Here is a 19,041-nt window from a genome sequence, read left to right on the forward strand (position 1 = left end):
CTGATCGCTCATTAGGAAAAATGATGTTCGACTATAAATTGCTTTCTGCTCTGGCTGCGGTGGTCGAGCAGGCCGGTTTTGAACGGGCAGCCCAGGTGTTGGGTTTGTCGCAATCGGCTATCTCCCAGCGCATCAAATTGCTTGAGGCGCGGGTCGGCCAGCCGGTGTTGGTGCGCGGCACGCCGCCGTCACCGACCGAGATCGGCCGGCGGCTGCTCAACCATGTGCAGCAGGTACGTCTGCTTGAACGGGATTTGCAGACGCTGGTGCCGGCGCTGGACGAAGAGGGCCTGCCGGAACGCCTGCGAATCGCCCTGAATGCCGACAGCCTCGCGACCTGGTGGGCCCAGGCGGTGGGGGAATTTTGCGCGCAACACCACCTGTTGATGGATCTGGTGGTCGAGGACCAGACCGTCGGCCTCAAGCGCATGCGCGCAGGTGAAGTCGCGGCGTGCCTGTGTGCCAGTGAGCGCCCGGTAGCCGGTGCGCGCAGCGTATTGCTCGGGGCGATGCGTTACCGTGCATTGGCCAGCCCGGCCTTCATTGCGCGGCACTTTCCCCAAGGCGTGCGCGCCGATCAGTTGGCCCGGACTCCTGCGCTGGTGTTCGGCCCGGACGACTTCCTGCAGCATCGCTACCTGGCATCCCTGGGCGTCGATGGCGGTTTCGAACACCATCTTTGCCCATCGTCTGAAGGCTTTATCCGCCTCACCGAGGCCGGGCTTGGCTGGGGCCTGGTGCCGGAACTTCAGGTGCGCGAACAACTGGAGCGCGGCATTTTGCTGGAGCTTTTGCCAGATAAACCGATCGACGTGCCGCTGTACTGGCATCATTGGCGCAATGGCGGTCAGTTGCTGGGGTTGCTGACCGAGCAATTGGTGCAGGTGTCCCGGCAATGGTTGGTGCCGTTGGGCTGACAGGCAGCGTCAAGACCTCACGCAATACGCAAAAAACGAAATATTCGGAGCACTACATGAAGATTCTGGTCACCGGCGCAAGCGGCTTCATTGGCGGGCGCTTTGCGCGTTTCGCCCTGGAGCAGGGCCTGGACGTGCGGGTCAACGGTCGCCGGGCCGAAAGCGTCGAACATCTGGTGCGCCGTGGCGCGGAGTTTATCCAGGGCGACTTGTGCGATCCGCTGCTGGCACGCGACCTGTGCTCCGAGGTCGAGGCCGTGGTGCATTGCGCCGGTGCCGTTGGCCTGTGGGGGCGTTATCAGGATTTTCACCTGGGCAACGTCCAGGTCACCGAAAACGTGGTTGAAGCCTGCCTGAAGCAGCGGGTTCGGCGCCTGGTGCACTTGTCGTCGCCGTCGATCTATTTCGATGGTCGCGATCATCTGGGATTGACCGAAGAGCAGGTGCCTAAACGCTTCAAGCACCCGTACGCCGCGACCAAGTACCTGGCCGAGCAAAAAGTTTTCGGCGCCCAGGAGTTTGGCCTCGAAACCCTGGCGCTGCGCCCGCGTTTCGTGACCGGGGCCGGTGACATGAGCATCTTCCCGCGGTTGCTCAAGATGCAGAGCAAGGGACGCCTGGCGATCATTGGCAACGGTTTGAACAAGGTCGACTTCACCAGCGTGCACAACCTCAATGAAGCGTTGCTCAGCAGTTTGCTGGCCACTGGTTCAGCCCTGGGCAAGGTGTACAACATCAGCAACGGCGCGCCGATCCCGTTGTGGGATGTGGTCAATTACGTCATGCGTAAAATGGAAGTCCCACAAGTCACGCGCTACCGTTCCTACGGCCTGGGCTACAGTGTCGCGGCGCTCAATGAGGGGTTCTGCAAGTTGTGGCCGGGTCGTCCCGAACCCACCCTGTCGCGACTGGGCATGCAGGTCATGAAGAAAAATTTCACCCTGGATATCAGTCGCGCCCGGCATTATCTGGACTACGACCCCAAGGTCAGTCTCTGGACGGCGCTCGATGAATTCTGCGCCTGGTGGAAGGCCCAGGACATTCGCTGAAATCGGCTTCACTGAACCGAGGTTGGGGTTCGGGGTCAATCGTTGCGGCCGTGGGGGGTTATACTGCGCCGCATCAAGCCAACACCGTGTTTCACAAAGGTTGACTCAATGTCCATGCGTAACGATGCCAACGATGACTTCGACGATGTACCGAGCCTGCGTGCAGACATCCTCGATGATGATTTCCCGAAGAACACCCGCACCTCCGTGCACTCGCGCACGCCGCCAGTGGTCAAGGTCAAGGCGGCGAGTACCGGCCCGTTGTGGGCACTGGTCGGCGCCCTGTTCTTTGCCTTCGCAGGCCTTGCCTGGTGGAGCTTCCAGCAAATTTCGCTGATGGAGCAACAGCTGGTGGCAACCCAGGAAAGCTTTGCGCGAATCAGTGAAGAAGCGGCGGGGCGCCTGCAGGATATTTCCGGCAAGGTGGTCGCCAGCCAGACTAACGTCAGTACCGACAGCGAAGCGCTGAAGCTGCAAATCCGGCAGCTGCAAAATCAGCTGCAGGATCAGGGCAAGCAACAACAGGGCGTCGCCGGCCAGGCCTCGGACCTGGACAAGCGCCTGGCGCAGATGACCGCGCAGACCAGCGACCTGGACAAGCGCCTGGCCGAGATGGCCGCCCAGGACACCGAGCAGCAAAAGGCCAATGCGCAAGTGCAGGAGCAGGTCAAAGCCTTGGGCAGTGAACTGGCCACGCTGAAAAATACCCCGGCGGATACCGAGAAATTCGATGCGCAACTGAAGAGCCTGGGCGCCGACATCACGGCGCTGAAGAAACAGGGCAATCCGAACGCTGCCATCGATCGCCTGGAGCAGGACATCGTGGTTCTCAAAAGCCAGCAGGACAACCGTCCAGGCACCTCTCAAGGCGCAAGCACTGCTGAGTTCGATGCCTTCCGCAGCCAGGTCACCCGAACCATCAACAGCCTGCAAGCGCAGATCCAGAACCTGCAACAGCAGCTGCGCACTCGGCAGTAAGCCCTGCCTCATTCCCGGTTCGCCGGGAATGATCCCCGCCTCGATTCGCTGAATGTCCCTGCATGCGCCATTGCCGTCTACGCTCTTGAAACATCAAGAGAACGGGGGGACGTGCCATGGGAGTTGTGCAAAAGTTGGCCTGTTTGGGGGGCATGCTGTTGATGTGCCTGGGCCAGGTTCAAGCTGCCGAAACGGAAAAGGCCGACAGCCAGGCGGCCATTGCTTTGCTGGAAAAAGCCCTGGCCTACTACCACGACAATGGCGACAAGGCATTCGCCGCCTTCAGCCGTCAGGGCGAGTTTGTCGACCAGGACCGGTATGTCTTCGTGGTCGATACCAAGGGCGTGATGCTCGCCAGCGGTGGGCCGTCGGCTGCATTGATTGGCCGGGATGTGTCGGATGTGCTCGGGCCGGATCTGCAGAAGGCCTTCAAGGATGCGCTCAAAGTGCCCGAGGGCAATGGCATCCAGCAAGCGGAGTACCGTTGGCAAAACTGGTCCGACGGCAAGGTCGAGCGCAAGCATGTCTACTATCAGCGAGTCGGCCAGCGAATCCTCGCGGTCGGTTACTACCTGCCACGGGCTTCAGCGGAGCAAGCCATGGCCTTGCTGAACAAGGCGGCGGCCGACCTGGCCAAGGACGAGAAGGGCACCCTGAAAGCCATCAACTCTCTGAAGGGCGGTTACCTGCAGGATGACCTGTATGTCTTCGTCGTCGACCTCGATACCCGGCGCTATGTCGCCCATGGCACCAACTTGCGATTGATCAACACGGATTTCAGCAAGATCAATGATCCGGATGGCAAGCCGGTGGGGGAGCCGATGCTGGCGCTGATCGCGAAACAGGATTACGGCGAGTATGAATACCGCTGGAAAAACCCGGTGACCGGTAAGGTCGAGAACAAGCATGCCTATCTGAAGAAGGTCGGGCATTTCCTGGTGGCGGTGGGGTATTACAGCCCTTGAATGGTATTGCCTGATACACCGCATTCGCGAGCAGGCCGCTCCCGCATTGAATCTCCAGTGATCACACATTTTGTGTACTCTGGAAATCATTGTGGGAGCGAGCCTGCTCGCGAATGCGGGCGACTCGGTCTCTCTACCGGACCTTGTCCTCGCGCCCGCGGAGCACCCTGTCCGGCATGGCGATCGCCGCCGCCAACCCCAGCAGCGACACCGCCCCACTTACCATCAACAGATGCCTGAACGTCAGCAACAGTTCAGCGCGCAGGGCATCCTGCGCGTCACCCTGCGCGGCGTTCAGGCCATCCAGCAAGACATTCCCCGATTGACCCTCGGCCAACAGCGAAGAGCCAGCCAGGTGGGCGAAGCTCGAATCCTGCAACAACGCCAGCAACAGCGCCGACATCAGTGCCACGCCCACCGCTCCGCCCAATGAACGGAACAGGTTGGTGGTGCTGGTGGCAACGCCGATGTCTCGCTGTTGCACCGAGTTCTGCGTGCCGACCAGGGAGGTCGGAAACTGCATGCCCGAGGCGATACCGCAGAACAGCATGAACAGGCTGCTCAGCCAAAAGGACTGTGGCGGGCTGAACGCCATACCGAGAATCGACAACGGCATGAGCAGGGCGCCGGTCAGGATCATCGGTTTGTAGCGTCCGGTCACGGAGGTACGGCGGCCGGCGAAATATGCGCCAATCGGCAAGCCCATGGCCAGGGGCAACAGGTGCAGGGCGGCGCTATCGGCACCTGCACCGGTGACACTCTGGAAACGCAGGGGCATCAGCACGATCAACGAGATGGCCTGGAAACTGGTGAAGAAAATCGTGCACCAGCACAGAATCGCATTGCGGTTGGTGAACAGGTGCATCGGCAGCAATGGCTCCGATGCGCGTCGTTCATGCAGCACGAACAGGCCCAGCACCGCTGCCGCACAAGCCAGTAACCCCAATACTTCGGTACTGCGCCAGGAGTGCCCCTGACCGAATTGGGTGATACCCAGCAGCAACGCCGTCAGTCCGATGATCATCAACAATGTACCGAGGTAATCGATCACCGGTTTGCGTTGCGGAATCGGCAAGCCGACCAGCGTGCGATTGGCCACCAGCCACGCTCCCACGCCCAGCGGCAAATTGATCAGGAAGACCCAACGCCAGGAAAGGTATTCGGTCATGTATCCGCCCAGCACCGGGCCGGCGACGCTGGCCACCGCATACATGCTGCTGAAATAGCCCTGATAACGGCCGCGCTCACGGGGCGGCACGATGTCGCCGATGATTGCCTGGCTGACGGAGATCATTCCACCGGCTCCGATCCCCTGGAGAATTCGCGCCAGCACCAGTTGCTCCATGCTCTGGGCCATGCCACAGAACAGCGACGCCAGGGTGAATAACCCCATGCCAAACAGCATCAATTTGCGCCTGCCGTACAGATCGCCCAGCTTGCCATAGATCGGCACCGCCACCGTCATCGCCACCATGTAGCCGGAAATCACCCAGGCCAGCAAACTGACGTCCTTGAACTGTGCGGAAATGGCTGGCATCGACACAGCAACGATGGTTTGGTCCAGCGCACCGAGGAAAATAGCCAGCATCAGCGCGATCAGCACGCTGCGGATGGCCGGTTTGGGCAATTCAGGCTGGTGGAAAGTGGTCACGAATAAACCTGCGGCAGTGAATGACCCGCCAGTCAAGGCGAGCGGGATGCTCGCCAGTGTAAGTCGATAGGAGGCTATTCGATAGCCTCATATGGAAGGCCTGGCCCGTCGTTTTGCAAACCTTCGACCTGACGAGCGGCCATCAGGTCGCTGATGACTTCGGTCTGGCCGTAGACCATCACCGTTTTGCAACGGGTCAGCCCTTGCAGATCCCACGCGGCGGGGGGCTGTGATTGATTTTTATGGGGCGAGTGCTTGCAATTTTCCCTTGCGGGTCGGTCAATTGAAGGTGAAAACTGAGCGGGTAGCTGTACATTCTGCCATTCGGTGCGATTATCGCCCGTCGTCCATTCCGAAACCTGGATTGAAGTGATGAACAAGCCTGACCTGCCTTCGATTCCGGTGTTCAAGCTCTACGGTGAAAGCCTGGATTGGCCGACCCCGGACTTGCTGCACTGTGAAACCATTTCCAACCGCAGTCGCGAACACCAATGGGAAATCAAACCCCACCGCCACGCCGATTTATGTCAGTTGCTCTTCGTGTTCAAAGGTCAGGCAGAGCTTGAAATCGAAGGCAAACGTTCGCAACTGACTGAACCGGCGATCCAAATCCTGCCGCCGTTGTCGGTGCATGGTTTTCGGTTCAGCGAAGACGTCGAGGGGTTCGTGGTCACCCTCGCGGCACCGCTTATCGCGCATCTTCAGGCGCAATTGGGGCATTCGGTGAATGCCCTGGCCCAGGCCGAGAGCTACCCGGCAGGCCAGGACGCCGCGTACCTCAACAGTCTGTTCAGCGCGTTGCAGAACGAATACACCGGCCACCAACCGGCGCGGGAAATGATCATGCATTCGCTGGTCAGCGTGATCATGGTGTGGGTCAGCCGCCAGGTGATCCAGCGCCGGTCAGCGGGTCAACGACCGCAGCGGGCGCGGGAATACCTCAATGGCTACATCCAGTTGGTGGAAGAAACCTACCGCCAGCACGTCAAGGTTGAAGACCTGGCCCATCGGCTGGGGATTTCGGTCTCTCACCTCAATGGCACCTGCCGCGAGTTGGCGGGGCAACCGGCATTGCAGATCATGCACGAACGGCAGTTGTTGGAGGCCAAGCGCTTGCTGACCTACACCAGCATGACCATCTATGAAATGTCCGACGTGTTGGGGTTCTCTGATCCTACCAACTTCACGCGCCTGTTCCGACGCCGCGTTGGCATCTCGCCAAAGGCGTTCCGCGATCGCTTGAAGGCCGATCAGGACAAAGAAGGCTGATCCGCTCCTTAGCGCAGTGCGTTAAGGGTGGCGTTGTGTGGAATGCAGCGCTCGAAGTTGCAACTGGCAGCCTCCCGGGGCAAGTTGCGTAGCTGCTCGACACGCCACGCAGCAGCGCCATACAACCCGAGCGTGACCGCGCAGGTGATGAAGATGGCGAGGTACCTTCTTGTTTTGATGTTCATGGCGTAGACCTCTGAACGAATACCCTTCGGTATTACCTTGAGCATAGGTCAGATGCGTAGGAGCTGCCGGAGGCTGCGATCTTTTGATCTTGATTTTCAGCGGCGTTGAGAAGATCAATATCAAAAGATCGCAGCCTGCGGCAGCTCCTACAGGCCGATATCCCACGCCGGTTTTTCGGGAAACCTCACCACCAGAAAATCCAGCAAGCAACGCAGCGCCGATGGCATGTGTTTGCGTGAGGCGTATACCGCGTACACGTTCATCTGCCTTGGCTCGGCCCGGGGCAGCAGGCGCACCAGCTCACCGCTGTGGATGTACACGCCGGCCTGATAAGTGGGGAGCATGGCCACGCCTGCGCCGGCCAGGGTGGCGCGAAGTAGCGTGCTGGCTTCGTTGGCGCTGATGTTGCCTTGCACGGGCATCGCCACCTGTTCGCCATCGAGTTCAAAGTGCCACAGGTTTTTGCCGAAGTACGAGTGGGTCAGGCAATTGTGCAGGCTCAAATCCTCGATCCGCCGGGGTGCAGGGTGTTCGCGCAAATAGGCGGGGGCGGCGCAGATCACCGAGCGACACACCGTCAACCGACGGGCGATCAGGTTCGGGTCCAGGTCATTGCTGGTGCGAATGGCCAGGTCGATGCGCTCGTCCACCAGGTTCACCGTGCGGTCAAGCATCTGCAGGTCAATGCTGACAGTCGGGTAGCGCTTGACGAATGCCGCCATGGCATCGGCCAATTGCGCCTGGCCGAACGAGGTGCTGACGCTGATTCGCAGCAGGCCGCGAGGTGTATCGTCCGGCACGCTGACGGTAGCTTGCATGTCCGTGGACAGGTCGAGCATCTGCCGGCAGCGGGGCAGTATTTCGCTACCGGCGGTGGTCAGGCTCAATTTGCGCGTGGTGCGGTGCATCAGGCGTGCGCCAACCCAGTTTTCCAGTTCCGACAGATAACGCGAGACCACCGGCCGTGACAGTTCCAGATGATCGGCGGCGGCCGACTGACTGCCAAGATCGATCACCGTGACGAACACCCGCATTGCTTGTAGACGATCCATGATTTGCCCGGTTTCAGAAACAAACTATGTCCAAGCATCGCATTTTTTGTACTGAAGCAGGCAACTAAGCTCTGTTCCCATTCCGGCCTTCCCTGGCCTGCAAACAACGGAGCAACAGATGATCGGTTTCACCACACTTAAACGCGTTTTGCTGGCGACCGCTGTCCTCGGCTTCGCCGCCCACGCAGCCGCGTCGACATTGACGCTGGATGTCTATAACCCCGGCGATAAAGCGATATTCCCGGTGACCTCGGTACTGGTCAGCGGCGAGAAAGAGGCAATCCTGGTGGACGCCCAGTTCGGCAAATCCCAGGCCGCGCAAGTGGTGGAAAAAATCCGCGCCAGTGGCAAGCAACTGACCACTATCTACATCAGCCACGGCGACCCGGATTATTACTTCGGCCTCGATACCCTGACGGCTGCATTCCCCAATGCAAAAGTGCTCGCTTCGCAGCCGACCGTTGATCACATCAAGCAAACCGTCGACGGCAAACTGGCGTTCTGGGGGTCGAAATTGGGAGCTGACGCGCCCGCCAAAACGGTTGTGCCGGATGTGCTCAAGGGCGACAGCCTGATGCTCGAAGGGCAGAAGCTGCAAGTGATCGGCCTTGAAGGCAAGCAACCGGATCGCAGCTTCGTGTGGGTTCCGTCGATCAAGGCCGTGGTCGGTGGTGTGGTCGTGGCAGAAAACATCCACGTCTGGATGGCCGATACCCAGTCTCCCCAGTCCCATGCCGATTGGTTGGCGACGCTGCATTCAATTGAAACCCTGAAGCCGAACACCGTCGTGCCGGGCCATTACCTCGGCGATAGCGCCCGATCCCTGGCCGCCGTTAAATTCACCGCCGATTACATCAAGGCCTTCGATGAGGAAACCGCCAAGGCCAAAGATTCGGCGGCACTGATCGCGGCGATGAAAAAGCGCTACCCAGCACTGGGCGAGGAAAGCTCGTTGGAGCTGAGCGCCAAGGTCGCCAAGGGCGAGATGAAGTGGTAAATCTGCCAATGGGACGCAGAGCGTCCCGGGCTGCATTCCCACGCAGAGCGTGGGAACGATCATACGAGTACACCCCTGCAGGTTTCGATTACCGGGATTGCGCCTGTTCCACCAGCCAACCCATCAACTCGCGCAACTTCGGAGAAGGTGCGGGTTTTTCCGGGAAAACCAGGTAATACGCCAGCCCTGTTTTCACCTTCAATTCAAAGGGCATGACCAGCCTCCCGGCACTCAGGTCATCGCCAATCAACGACCAGTCACCGATCGCCACCCCCGTGCCCTGGGACGCCATCGACATGGCCAGGTCCAGCGTTTCGAAATGCTGGCCCTTGCTCACGTTGCTCAAGCGAATATCCGCAGTGGCCAGCCAGGCCTTCCAGTCCCGTTCATCCCGGGTCGGGTGGAGCAACATGTGTTGCTCCAGGTCCTTTGGCGATTGGAGCGGCACCGAACCTTCGAGCAATGGCTGGGAACACACCGGCGTCAGTTGCTCATCGAAGAGTTTTTGCGACAGCAGTGAGCTGTCCGGCGGCGCGCCATACATCACCGCGGCATCGAACTGCTCGCGATGAAAATCCACGCCGTGCTTGACCGTGGTGGTGAGCTCTACCGGCACGTCCGGGCGTTCCCTTTGCCATTGCAACAGGCGTGGCAGCAACCAGCGCATGACGCAGGTCGGAGCCTTTAGCTGGAGGGTTTCGCGCTTCTCGCCGATCTGTTCGACCGCTTCGTCGATCAAGCCGAAAATCTGCTGGACCCGTGGCAGCCATTCCCGTCCTTCGGCGGTCAGGTCCAGGCCTCGAGCCTGACGGATAAACAATTCGTAACCCAGGAAATCTTCCAGCCCGGCGATCTGCCGACTCACCGCGCCCTGGGTGATAAATAGCTGTTCAGCAGCACGGGTGAAATTGCAGCACTGCGCGGTAATCAGGAATGTGTGCAGCGCCGGCAGGGGAGGCAGTCGTTTCATCGGGATCCAAGGTATGACGTGAGGACATGGCTAGTATGACTTTTTATCCATTGTTGCGGCTATGTGTCGCCCGTTCCAATGAGGCCATCCCTGGACCTGCGAACCCATCATAAACACTGCGCAGGCCCGGCGTCTCAAACGAACAAGAAGGGCAATGACATGGCGACGTGTGGCGAAGTATTGGTCAAGTTACTCGAAGGTTATGGAGTCGAGCAGGTGTTCGGCATTCCCGGGGTTCATACCGTGGAGCTGTATCGCGGGCTGGCCCGTTCGAGCATCAACCACGTCACCCCGCGTCACGAACAGGGCGCCGGCTTCATGGCTGACGGCTATGCCCGCACCAGCGGCAAGCCGGGTGTGTGCTTCATCATCACCGGCCCTGGCATGACCAACATCACCACGGCAATGGGCCAGGCCTATGCCGACTCGATCCCGATGCTGGTGATCTCCAGCGTACAGACCCGCAACCAACTGGGCGGCGGTCGCGGCAAGCTCCACGAACTGCCGAACCAGAGCGCACTGGTCGGTGGCGTGGCGGCGTTCTCCCATACCCTGATGTCGGCGTCCGAATTGCCGGACGTGCTGGCCCGTGCCTTCGCGCTGTTCCAGGCCGGGCGCCCGCGCCCGGTGCACATCGAAATTCCGTTGGACGTACTGGTTGAAGAAGCCGACGACCTGCTCGCCAGCATCCCGGTAAACATCGACCGCGCCGGTGCCGCACCGTCCGCCGTGAGCCGCATGACCGAGCTGCTGGCCGGTGCCAGGCGTCCGTTGATCCTCGCCGGTGGTGGCGCCATCGATGCCGCCGCCGAATTGACCGAACTGGCCGAATTGCTGGACGCGCCCGTAGCGCTGACCATCAATGCCAAGGGCATGCTGCGCTCTGCTCACCCGTTGCTGATCGGTTCGACCCAGAGCCTGGTTGCCACGCGCGCACTGGTCGCCGAGGCCGATGTGGTGCTGGCCATCGGTACCGAGCTGGCCGAGACCGACTACGACGTGACCTTCGCCGGTGGTTTCGAGATTCCTGGCAAGCTGCTGCGCGTCGACATCGATCCGGACCAGACCGTACGCAACTACCCGCCACACGTGGCCTTGGTCGCCGACTCGCGCAACGCTGCCCAAGCCTTGCTCAGCGCGCTGTCGCACAAGCCACTGGCCGAGCGCCGCAACGATTGGGGCCAGGTGCGCGCCGCCCGTTTGCGCGAAGAACTGGCCGCCACCTGGGACGCGCCGACCCTGGACCAGAGCCGCTTCCTGGAAACCGTTCTGCACGAACTGCCGAACGCGGTATTCGTCGGTGATTCGACCCAACCGGTGTACACCGGCAACCTGACCTTCAACCCGGAACGCCCGCGTCGCTGGTTCAACTCCTCCACCGGTTACGGCACCCTCGGTTACGCCTTGCCAGCGGCGATTGGCGCCTGGTTGGGCGGCACCGTCGAAGGCGGCGCACGTCCTCCAGTGGTGTGCCTGATCGGCGACGGCGGCCTGCAGTTCACCCTGCCGGAACTGGCCAGCGCCGTTGAAGCGCGCACCCCGGTGATCGTGCTGCTGTGGAATAACCAGGGTTACGAAGAGATCAAGAAGTACATGGTCAACCGTGCCATCGAGCCGGTGGGGGTGGACATCTACACCCCGGACTTCATCGGTGTAGCCAAGGCATTGGGTTGTGCAGCCGAGGCAGTCAATGGTGTTGAACAATTGCGTACGGCATTGCGTGTTGCCACCGATCGCCAGGGCCCGACCCTGATTGAAATCGATCAGGCCGCGTGGACGAAGGCGGTGTCGAAATGAGCTTTTCCACGACTTTTCCGACGACTTTGGATGGCCTTTTCATCGACGGTAAATGGTCGGCGGGCAAGGAACACTTGCGCGTGATCAACCCGGCGACCGAAGCGTTGTTGACCACGGTGAATGGCGGCGATGAGCGCGCCGTCGATCAGGCGGTCAGCGCAGCGAGCAAAGCCTTTGCCGACTGGTCGAAGACCACCGGCGCCGAACGTGGCGCGATCCTGCGCAAAATCGCCGCGGGTGTGCAGGCCGGTCGCGACCAGTTGATGCACTTGCAGTCGAGCAACAACGGCAAGCCATTGTTCGAAGCAGCCATCGATGTTGATGACGTGATCGCCACGTTCGAATATTACGCCGGCCTGGCTGAAGGTCTGGACGCGAAACAGGACAGCCCGGTAGAGCTGCCGACCGACGATTTCAGTGCGCGCCTGCGCCGTGAACCTTGCGGTGTGGTCGGCCTGATCGTGCCGTGGAACTTCCCGATGGTCACCACTGCGTGGAAACTCGCCCCGGCCCTGGCCGCCGGTTGCTGCGTGGTGCTCAAGCCCTCGGAAGTGACGCCGCTGCCGGAGCTGGAACTGGCGAGGATCATTGCCCAGGCCGGCTTGCCTGCTGGTGTGTTCAACCTGGTGTGCGGCACTGGCCTGGCCGTTGGCGCACCGTTGTCGGCAGACCCGCGCATCGCCAAGGTGTCGTTCACCGGCAGCAACGCGGTCGGTGTGCAGGTCATGCAGCGGGCAGCGGAAACCGTCAAGGGCGTGAGCCTGGAACTGGGCGGCAAATCTTCCTTGCTGGTGCTGGCCGATGCCGATCTCGACCTGGCGGTGGAAGTGGCCTGCGGTGGCGGTTTCTTCAACGCCGGGCAGATGTGCTCCGCGACCAGCCGCGTGCTGGTTGCCGATGAGCTGGCCGATGAGTTCCTCAGTCGTGTGAAGGTCCGCGCCGAAGCCATTCGTGTGGCCGACCCGTTCGACCCGAACGTGGAGATGGGCACGCTGGTCAATCAGGCGCAGTACCAGCGCGTGCTCGGCCACATCGATCGCGGTTTGAGCGCTGGTGCCAAACTGGTTTGCGGCGGCAATCGTCCTGCAGACCTGCCGCGTGGATATTTTTTGCAGCCGACCGTTTTCACTGATGTGCCCCTGGACAGTGCGCTGTGGTGCGAAGAGATTTTCGGCCCGGTGATTTGCGTGCGTCGTTTCGCCTCTGAGGCTGAAGCGATTGCCCTGGCCAACGACAGCCAGTTTGGTCTGGTCGCCAGCGTGGTTACGCGTAACGCAGAAACGGCGGATCGCGTCGCCAACGCTTTGCAGGCGGGGCTCGTGTGGATCAATGCGCCGCAAGTGATCTTCCCGCAGACCGCCTGGGGTGGCTACAAGCAGAGCAGTATCGGCCGCGAATTGGGGCCATGGGGCTTGCAGGCTTTCCAGGAAATCAAGCACGTGATTCGCGCTGTCTGATGCCTCTCCCGTAGGAGCGAGCATGCTCGCGATGGACGTCAACGATAACGCGGGGCATCAGACAGCCCGTGTCGTCCATGCGTCCATCGCGAGCATGCTCGCTCCTACAGTGAGGCATGCGCCGACGTCATGGCTTCAATGAATTTTTATCGATAGTCAGGTGTTTTACACGACCTCAGGATGAACCCGCTGGCTCAGTAAAGCCCCCGAACATACGAGGGGTAAACGCTGAACCGGCCGCGCGGATGCAACAGTTTCGACCTGCCTTATACCTACAAAAACAAAGGGAGTCCGTAATGGGCGAGCATGATCTGAACAGACGTCAATTCATCAAGACCGTGGGCGTAGCCTCGGTTGCCGCGGCGGCCATGAGCCTGCCGTTCGTCAAGGCCAACGCCAGCGACACCCGCTTTCAAGGCAAGACCCTGCGCCTGCTGACCTGGTCCGACGATACCGGCCTGGCCGCACTGCGCAACATCGCCGCGACCTTCGAAGACAAGTACGGCTGCAAGGTCATCGCCGACCGCACCGGCAGTACCTCGGAAATGGTCGCCAAACTCAAGGCCGGCGGTGATCGTCCGCAGTACGACATCATCACCCTGGCCGGCGTCGGCGCCGAAGGCCTGGCCGCCGCCAACCTGCTGGAAAAGCCCGACCTCAACCGCATCCCTAACCTGGTCGACGTACCGGAGAAATACCGCACCGGCGCCAATGGCCACGGTATCGGCTACCTGCTCTGGTGCAACAGCCTGGTCTACAGCACGCGCACCATCAAGCAGGCACCGGACAGCTATGCCGCCCTGTGGGACGCCGACCTGTCGCCGAACATCTTCCTGCCGCCGCCGAACTGGACCGAGGCCATGGATCTGATCATCATCGCCGCCAAACTGGCCGGTGGTGACGAGCACAACATCGAGCCGGGCTTCAAGAAACTCGCCGAGCTCAAGGATCGTGTGGTGACCCTGGGCGAGAACCCGAACCAGATTGCCGAACTGTTCCGCACTGGCTCCCTGGACATGGGCGGCCTGTACGCCCCGGCGTTTTTCCCGAAACAGATCCGCGATCCGAACTACGGTCTGGGCGCCACCTTCGGCATGAAGGAAGGTTTCTACACCGACCTGATGCTCTCGGTGATGCCGAAGAATCGTCCGGGCGATACCGACCTGACCTACGCCTTCATCAACCACTCCCTGGACCCGCTGGTGCAGGGCAAGATGGCTGAAGACATCTACAACGGCCCGGTCAACGCCAAGGCGATCATCTCCGCCGAAGCGCGCAAGAGCCCGTACATTCTCACCCCGGAGCAGATTGCCGAGAAGGCGATCATGCACGACAACGCCTTCCTGGCCACCGTGCATGACCAATGGATTCGTCGTTACACGGAAATCTTTTCTTCCTGATCTTCGACCACTGAAGATCCCCTGTGGGAGCGAGCCTGCTCGCGAATGCGGTCTGACATTCACCCTTGATGTCGACTGACAAATCGCTTTCGCGAGCAGGCTCGCTCCCACAAGGGAATGATGTGTCTGGAAGATCTGTGTTTCAGCTGCTTTCCATTGACGAGACCTTTGCTATGGAACACCAACCTTTGACCCATTCGGTCAGTGTCGCCGAGCCGCGCCCGAACCGGGGTGTTTCGCCGACGGCCCGTGCCTGGTTTTTCCTCACGCCGTCGATGCTGTTTCTTGGCGTACTGATTGCCGCCAGCCTGCTGGTGCTGCGCATGAGCGTGGGCACCAAAGGCGCGGAATGGTCCGGGTTCAGCCTGGCCAGCTACGCCCAATTGCTTGAACCCTACTACCTCAAATCGCTGATGCTGACCCTGCGCCTGGCGCTGATCAGCGCGGTGATCGCGGTGATACTGGCGATCCCGGTGGCCTACACCATGTCGCGCCTGACTTCGCCGTTTGTGCGGCGGATCTTTCTCGCCGCAGTGCTGTTGCCGTTGCTGGTCAACCTGCTGCTGCAAAGCTACGGCTGGCTGGTGATTCTCGGTCCCGGCGGCATGCTCAACCAGGCACTGATGGGCCTGGGCCTGATCAAGCGCCCGATCATGCTGTTGTACAACCAGAACGGCGTGTTGATGGGCCTGGTGCAAACCGCCTTCCCGCTGGCCGTGCTGCCGATTGCCAGCGCCATGCGCGGCGTCGCCCGCAGCTACGAAGAAGCAGCCGCCACCCTCGGCGCCAGTCGTTTCCAGGTGTTCCGCCAAGTGGTCTTGCCTATGAGCCTGCCGGGGATCATCACCGGCGCGACGCTGGTGTTTGCCTACAACGCCAGCAGCTTCGTGGTGCCGCTGCTGCTCGGTGGTCGACGCGTGCCGATGCTGGCGGTGATGGTGCATGACCAGATCGCCCCGCTGATGAACTGGCCCGCCGCGTCCGCCGCCGGCGTGGTGCTGATCGTCACCACCCTGGCGATCATGACCTTGTCCGAATTCATCACTGGCCGTCGTCGGCGCATGCTGGAGGCTTCCCAATGAGCACCCTGACCAAGAAGCGATATGGGCTGTTGCCCGGCGAGACCGGCAAGTTTGCCGGCATCCTTTCGGGCTTCATCCTGCTGCTGGCGGTATTGCCGATCCTGACCATGATCGTGATGTCGTTCAGCGGCGCGTCGAACCTCGACTTCCCGCCCAGCAGCTATAGCCTGCAATGGTACAAGGCAGCCTGGCACACCTTCGTATCGCCGGACGCCAGCGATGTGCTGAGCCTGGGCAAGGCCATGACCACCAGCCTGATGGTGTCGTGCCTGACCATGGTCTTCGCGACCATCATCGCCGTGCCGGCGGCCTATGCCCTGACCCGTTGCGAGTTCCGTGGCAAGGCCGTGGCGCTGCAATTGATGTCGCTGCCCCTGGTGTTCCCGATGGTGGTGCTGGGCCTGGCGTTGCTGCTGGTGTTCGACAGCCTGCCGTTCCAGATGACCACTTCGCGGCTGGTGATCGCCCACGTGATCCTGGCACTGCCGTTCGTGGTGAAGAACTGCACGGCGGCCATGCTCTCGATCGGCAGCGAAGTCGAAGAAGCCGCGCAAATGCTAGGTGCTTCGCCGCTGCGGGCGATTGTCGACGTGGTGGTGCCGTTGATGAAGTCGGGGATCCTGGCAGGCATGTTGCTGGCGTTCATCGTCTCGTTCAACGAGTTCACCGTGACCTATTTCCTCTACACCATCGATGTGATGACCGTGCCGATCTGGATGTACAGCCGCACCGTGTCGTCGCTCGATCCAACCGTATTTTCGTTTGCCGTGCTGATCGTGCTGATCGACTTCGTCCTGATCTGGGCGCTGGAGAAGCTGGTCGGTGAAGGTGGCGTTTCGTTCTGATTTCTTGAGGTGATTCTTATGTCTGGTCTGATTCTGGAAAACGTCGAGAAATATTACGGCTCGGCCTGCGCGGTAAAAGATGTGAACCTGCATTTGCCCGAGGGCAAGCTGGTGTGTTTCCTGGGCCCGTCCGGTTGCGGCAAAACCACCTTGCTGCGCATGATCGCCGGCCTGGAAACCCTGAGCGGTGGCGAGATTCGCCTGGACGGCGAGGACATCGGCCATACCCCGGCGCACCTGCGTAATTTCGGCATGGTGTTCCAGTCCCTGGCGTTGTTCCCGCACATGACCGTGGGGGAAAACATCGCCTATCCACTGAAACTGCGCGGGGTCAGCAAGGCTGACCAGCAGGCGCGGGTGGTGGAGTTGCTGGAGTTGATTCAGCTGCAAGCGATGATCGATCGCCCGGTAGCGAAACTCTCCGGCGGCCAACGGCAACGCGTGGCGATTGCCCGGGCGATTGCCAACCACCCGAAAATCCTGTTGCTCGACGAGCCGCTGTCGGCGCTGGACGCCAAGCTGCGTGAGTCGATGCAGGTGGAAATCCGTCAGTTGCAACAGCGTCTGAACATCACCACCATCATGGTGACCCACGACCAGCGCGAGGCCATGACCATGGCTGATATCGTTGTCGTGCTGGGCGAGCACAAGGTGCAGCAGGTGGGTACGCCGATCGAAATCTACCGCCACCCGGCCAACGAGTTTGTCGCGGACTTCATCGGCTCGGGCAACATCTTCCCAGCCACGGCGCTGGGCGACGGCAAGGTCAGCCTGCCGGGCGGCGATGCGTTGCAAGTGCCAATCTGCAGCAGCATTGTGGTCGGTGAAAAAGTGAAGATGCTGATTCGCCCGGAAGACCTGCAACTGTCGGCGCCGCAAGCCACGGCGGGTAACCGCTTGCTGGGCAAGGTGACCTTCGTGCGCGATATCGGCGCGACCATCGAGACTACGGTGGAGTGTTCCGGGGTGTCGTTTACCGCGCTGAGTACACCGTGCCAGGGGTTTGGCTTGAGCGTTGGGCATCCGGTGTCGGTGACATTGCCGGCAGAGGCTTGCCGCGTACTCGGCGCCTGACTGTACTGGCCTCTTCGCGAGCAGGCTCGCTCCCACAGTGGATCTTCTGTGAACACAGCATTTGTTAACACCAAAGATCAAATGTGGGAGCGAGCCTGCTCGCGAAAGGGCCGGCACACCCCACACAAATCTCAGCTAGACACTCAGGCGCAACCGCGCCAGGTCCCGCAACGGCGGCGCGCCGAACAACCGGCTGTACTCCCGGCTGAATTGCGAAGGGCTTTCATAGCCGACCCGATACCCCGCCGCCGAAGCCTCCAGCCCTTCGGCCAGCATCAAGCGCCGCGCCTCCTGCAGGCGTAGCTGCTTTTGATACTGCAACGGACTCATTGCCGTCATCGCTTTGAAGCGGTGATGCAACGTCGACACGCTCAAGTTCACTTCTTTGGCCAGGTCATCGATACGCAGCGGCTGCTCATAGTTGCTGTTGAGCCACTTGATCGCCTGGCTGATGCGATGACTCTGACTGTTGGCAATGGCAATTTCATACAGCCGATGCCCCTGCTTGCTGCGTAATAACCGGTAGAGAATTTCCCGACGAATCAGCGGCGCGAGCATGGTGATGTCTTTCGGCGTGTCGAGCAATCGCGCCAGGCGCAGCACGGCGTCGAGCATTGCGCTGTCGAGACGTTCGACATACAACCCGCGTCCGGTTGGCCGGGTGGGTACGCCGAGGGGACCGGCGTCGGCGATCAGCGCGGTGATCTCCGCGGGGTCAATGTCCAGCCGCAAGGCCAGGATCGGTTCCTCGGTCGAGACATTGACCACCCGCCCGCTCAGCGGCATCGAGACCGAGACCACCAGGTAGTTCAGCGGGTCGTAATTGAAATACTCGTTAGCCAGCTGAACTTCTTTGCGTCCCTGGGCCATGATGCACAGCGCTGGTTGCGCCAGTACCGGGGCGAACTCGTGGGACTGGCTGTGGCGCGACATGAACAGTGAGCCGATGGCAGTGGCATAACTGCCATCTTCGGCAGTGTTGCGACGGATGATCGCCGCCAGTTCCGTGCGCTGCTTTTCCATGTCGGTGTCCAGCGGGGTTTGCGGCGGGTGTGAAAAGTGATCGAGAGACGACATGCAAGGCATCCTCGGCAAGGCATGGGTGATGGGGCAGAGCATATGTTTGTGCAAGCAACAGCGGTAGACACATCCTGCCAGATGCTTGCCTGATTCTGCACGGGGTTGTTTCCGTGCACGGGCAATGCGGGATGCAGACGGGAAAACTTGCTTGAAACTCGCATGGCAGAACCGTGACAGGATTTTCCATGTTGTTACAGCCAGTTCATGCACGTTCGCAGGATTGTGCAACGCGCCGGCAGGAATCGACTAACGACACAGGCACATCGGCCTTT

General features: G+C 60.7%; 18 protein-coding genes. 12 read left to right on the forward strand and 6 right to left on the reverse strand.

Translation table 11 applies throughout. From position 1 onward, the window contains the following. Positions 1–23 precede the first annotated feature (23 nt). The 4 genes from PSUM_RS26575 (at position 24) to PSUM_RS26590 (ending at position 3,909) form a co-directional block, all read left to right on the forward strand. Complete coding sequence (locus PSUM_RS26575; RefSeq protein ID WP_020799468.1) at positions 24–917, forward strand: LysR family transcriptional regulator ArgP; 894 nt, start codon at positions 24–26, stop codon at positions 915–917. A gap of 56 nt (positions 918–973) precedes the next feature. After that, positions 974–1,966, forward strand: a complete 993-nt coding sequence (locus PSUM_RS26580) for an NAD-dependent epimerase/dehydratase family protein (RefSeq protein ID WP_083350191.1) — start codon at positions 974–976, stop codon at positions 1,964–1,966. A 108-nt stretch (positions 1,967–2,074) separates the two neighbouring features. Then, complete coding sequence (locus PSUM_RS26585; RefSeq protein WP_083349692.1) at positions 2,075–2,944, forward strand: ATPase; 870 nt, start codon at positions 2,075–2,077, stop codon at positions 2,942–2,944. A 116-nt stretch (positions 2,945–3,060) separates the two neighbouring features. Beyond that, the gene (locus PSUM_RS26590; protein WP_033043449.1) at positions 3,061–3,909 is read left to right on the forward strand and encodes a cache domain-containing protein; all 849 of its coding nucleotides are present in this window, start codon (positions 3,061–3,063) and stop codon (positions 3,907–3,909) included. Between the two features lie 133 nt (positions 3,910–4,042). Here PSUM_RS26590 and PSUM_RS26595 read toward each other — a convergent pair whose 3' ends face one another. Next, the gene (locus PSUM_RS26595; RefSeq protein ID WP_083349691.1) at positions 4,043–5,560 is read right to left on the reverse strand and encodes an MDR family MFS transporter; all 1,518 of its coding nucleotides are present in this window, start codon (positions 5,558–5,560) and stop codon (positions 4,043–4,045) included. Positions 5,561–5,634: 74 nt separating this feature from the next. Then, complete coding sequence (locus PSUM_RS31575; protein WP_141195519.1) at positions 5,635–5,940, reverse strand: hypothetical protein; 306 nt, start codon at positions 5,938–5,940, stop codon at positions 5,635–5,637. Between PSUM_RS31575 and PSUM_RS26600 the strand changes: the two genes are divergently transcribed. Beyond that, positions 5,933–6,829 (forward strand): helix-turn-helix domain-containing protein, encoded by an 897-nt coding sequence (locus PSUM_RS26600; RefSeq protein WP_083349690.1) that lies wholly within the window; start codon positions 5,933–5,935, stop codon positions 6,827–6,829. The two genes, PSUM_RS31575 and PSUM_RS26600, sit on opposite strands and share 8 nt — an antisense overlap. Before the next feature lie 8 nt (positions 6,830–6,837). Here the strand turns inward: PSUM_RS26600 and PSUM_RS31890 are convergent, their stop codons facing one another. Together PSUM_RS31890 and PSUM_RS26610 are read right to left on the reverse strand one after the other, a co-directional pair. Then, positions 6,838–7,014 carry a hypothetical protein gene (locus PSUM_RS31890; RefSeq protein WP_020799474.1) on the reverse strand — a complete coding sequence of 59 codons (177 nt, stop codon included), beginning with the start codon at positions 7,012–7,014 and terminating at the stop codon, positions 6,838–6,840. Between the two features lie 147 nt (positions 7,015–7,161). Then, complete coding sequence (locus PSUM_RS26610) at positions 7,162–8,067, reverse strand: LysR family transcriptional regulator (RefSeq protein WP_211289152.1); 906 nt, start codon at positions 8,065–8,067, stop codon at positions 7,162–7,164. 118 nt (positions 8,068–8,185) lie between these two features. Here PSUM_RS26610 and PSUM_RS26615 point away from each other — a divergent pair, with 118 nt between their 5' ends. After that, positions 8,186–9,064 (forward strand): MBL fold metallo-hydrolase, encoded by an 879-nt coding sequence (locus tag PSUM_RS26615; protein ID WP_020799476.1) that lies wholly within the window; start codon positions 8,186–8,188, stop codon positions 9,062–9,064. A gap of 88 nt (positions 9,065–9,152) precedes the next feature. Here PSUM_RS26615 and PSUM_RS26620 read toward each other — a convergent pair whose 3' ends face one another. Next, on the reverse strand, positions 9,153–10,034 hold the full coding sequence (locus tag PSUM_RS26620; protein WP_020799477.1) for a LysR substrate-binding domain-containing protein: 882 nt from the start codon (positions 10,032–10,034) through the stop codon (positions 9,153–9,155). A 159-nt stretch (positions 10,035–10,193) separates the two neighbouring features. Between PSUM_RS26620 and PSUM_RS26625 the strand changes: the two genes are divergently transcribed. The 6 genes from PSUM_RS26625 (at position 10,194) to PSUM_RS26650 (ending at position 17,689) form a co-directional block, all read left to right on the forward strand. Beyond that, a complete protein-coding gene (locus PSUM_RS26625) occupies positions 10,194–11,831 on the forward strand; it encodes a 5-guanidino-2-oxopentanoate decarboxylase (RefSeq protein ID WP_083349688.1) in 1,638 nt (545 codons plus the stop codon). Continuing rightward, positions 11,828–13,288 (forward strand): aldehyde dehydrogenase family protein, encoded by a 1,461-nt coding sequence (locus PSUM_RS26630; protein ID WP_020799479.1) that lies wholly within the window; start codon positions 11,828–11,830, stop codon positions 13,286–13,288. The genes PSUM_RS26625 and PSUM_RS26630 overlap by 4 nt, the downstream gene beginning before the upstream one ends. Before the next feature lie 296 nt (positions 13,289–13,584). Beyond that, the gene (locus tag PSUM_RS26635; protein ID WP_020799480.1) at positions 13,585–14,688 is read left to right on the forward strand and encodes an extracellular solute-binding protein; all 1,104 of its coding nucleotides are present in this window, start codon (positions 13,585–13,587) and stop codon (positions 14,686–14,688) included. Positions 14,689–14,861: 173 nt separating this feature from the next. Further along, entirely contained in the window at positions 14,862–15,770 is a 909-nt protein-coding gene (locus PSUM_RS26640; RefSeq protein WP_033041993.1) for an ABC transporter permease, read from the forward strand. Beyond that, on the forward strand, positions 15,767–16,615 hold the full coding sequence (locus tag PSUM_RS26645) for an ABC transporter permease (RefSeq protein WP_007986104.1): 849 nt from the start codon (positions 15,767–15,769) through the stop codon (positions 16,613–16,615). Before PSUM_RS26640 ends, PSUM_RS26645 begins: the two co-directional genes overlap by 4 nt. Positions 16,616–16,633: 18 nt before the next feature. Beyond that, the gene (locus tag PSUM_RS26650) at positions 16,634–17,689 is read left to right on the forward strand and encodes an ABC transporter ATP-binding protein (RefSeq protein WP_033041989.1); all 1,056 of its coding nucleotides are present in this window, start codon (positions 16,634–16,636) and stop codon (positions 17,687–17,689) included. Positions 17,690–17,824: 135 nt separating this feature from the next. Here the strand turns inward: PSUM_RS26650 and PSUM_RS26655 are convergent, their stop codons facing one another. Next, positions 17,825–18,766 (reverse strand): AraC family transcriptional regulator, encoded by a 942-nt coding sequence (locus PSUM_RS26655; RefSeq protein WP_020799484.1) that lies wholly within the window; start codon positions 18,764–18,766, stop codon positions 17,825–17,827. Positions 18,767–19,041: the final 275 nt, after the last annotated feature.

The sequence above is a fragment of the Pseudomonas umsongensis genome (genome assembly GCF_002236105.1).
GTDB classification, from domain to species: domain Bacteria; phylum Pseudomonadota; class Gammaproteobacteria; order Pseudomonadales; family Pseudomonadaceae; genus Aquipseudomonas; species Aquipseudomonas umsongensis.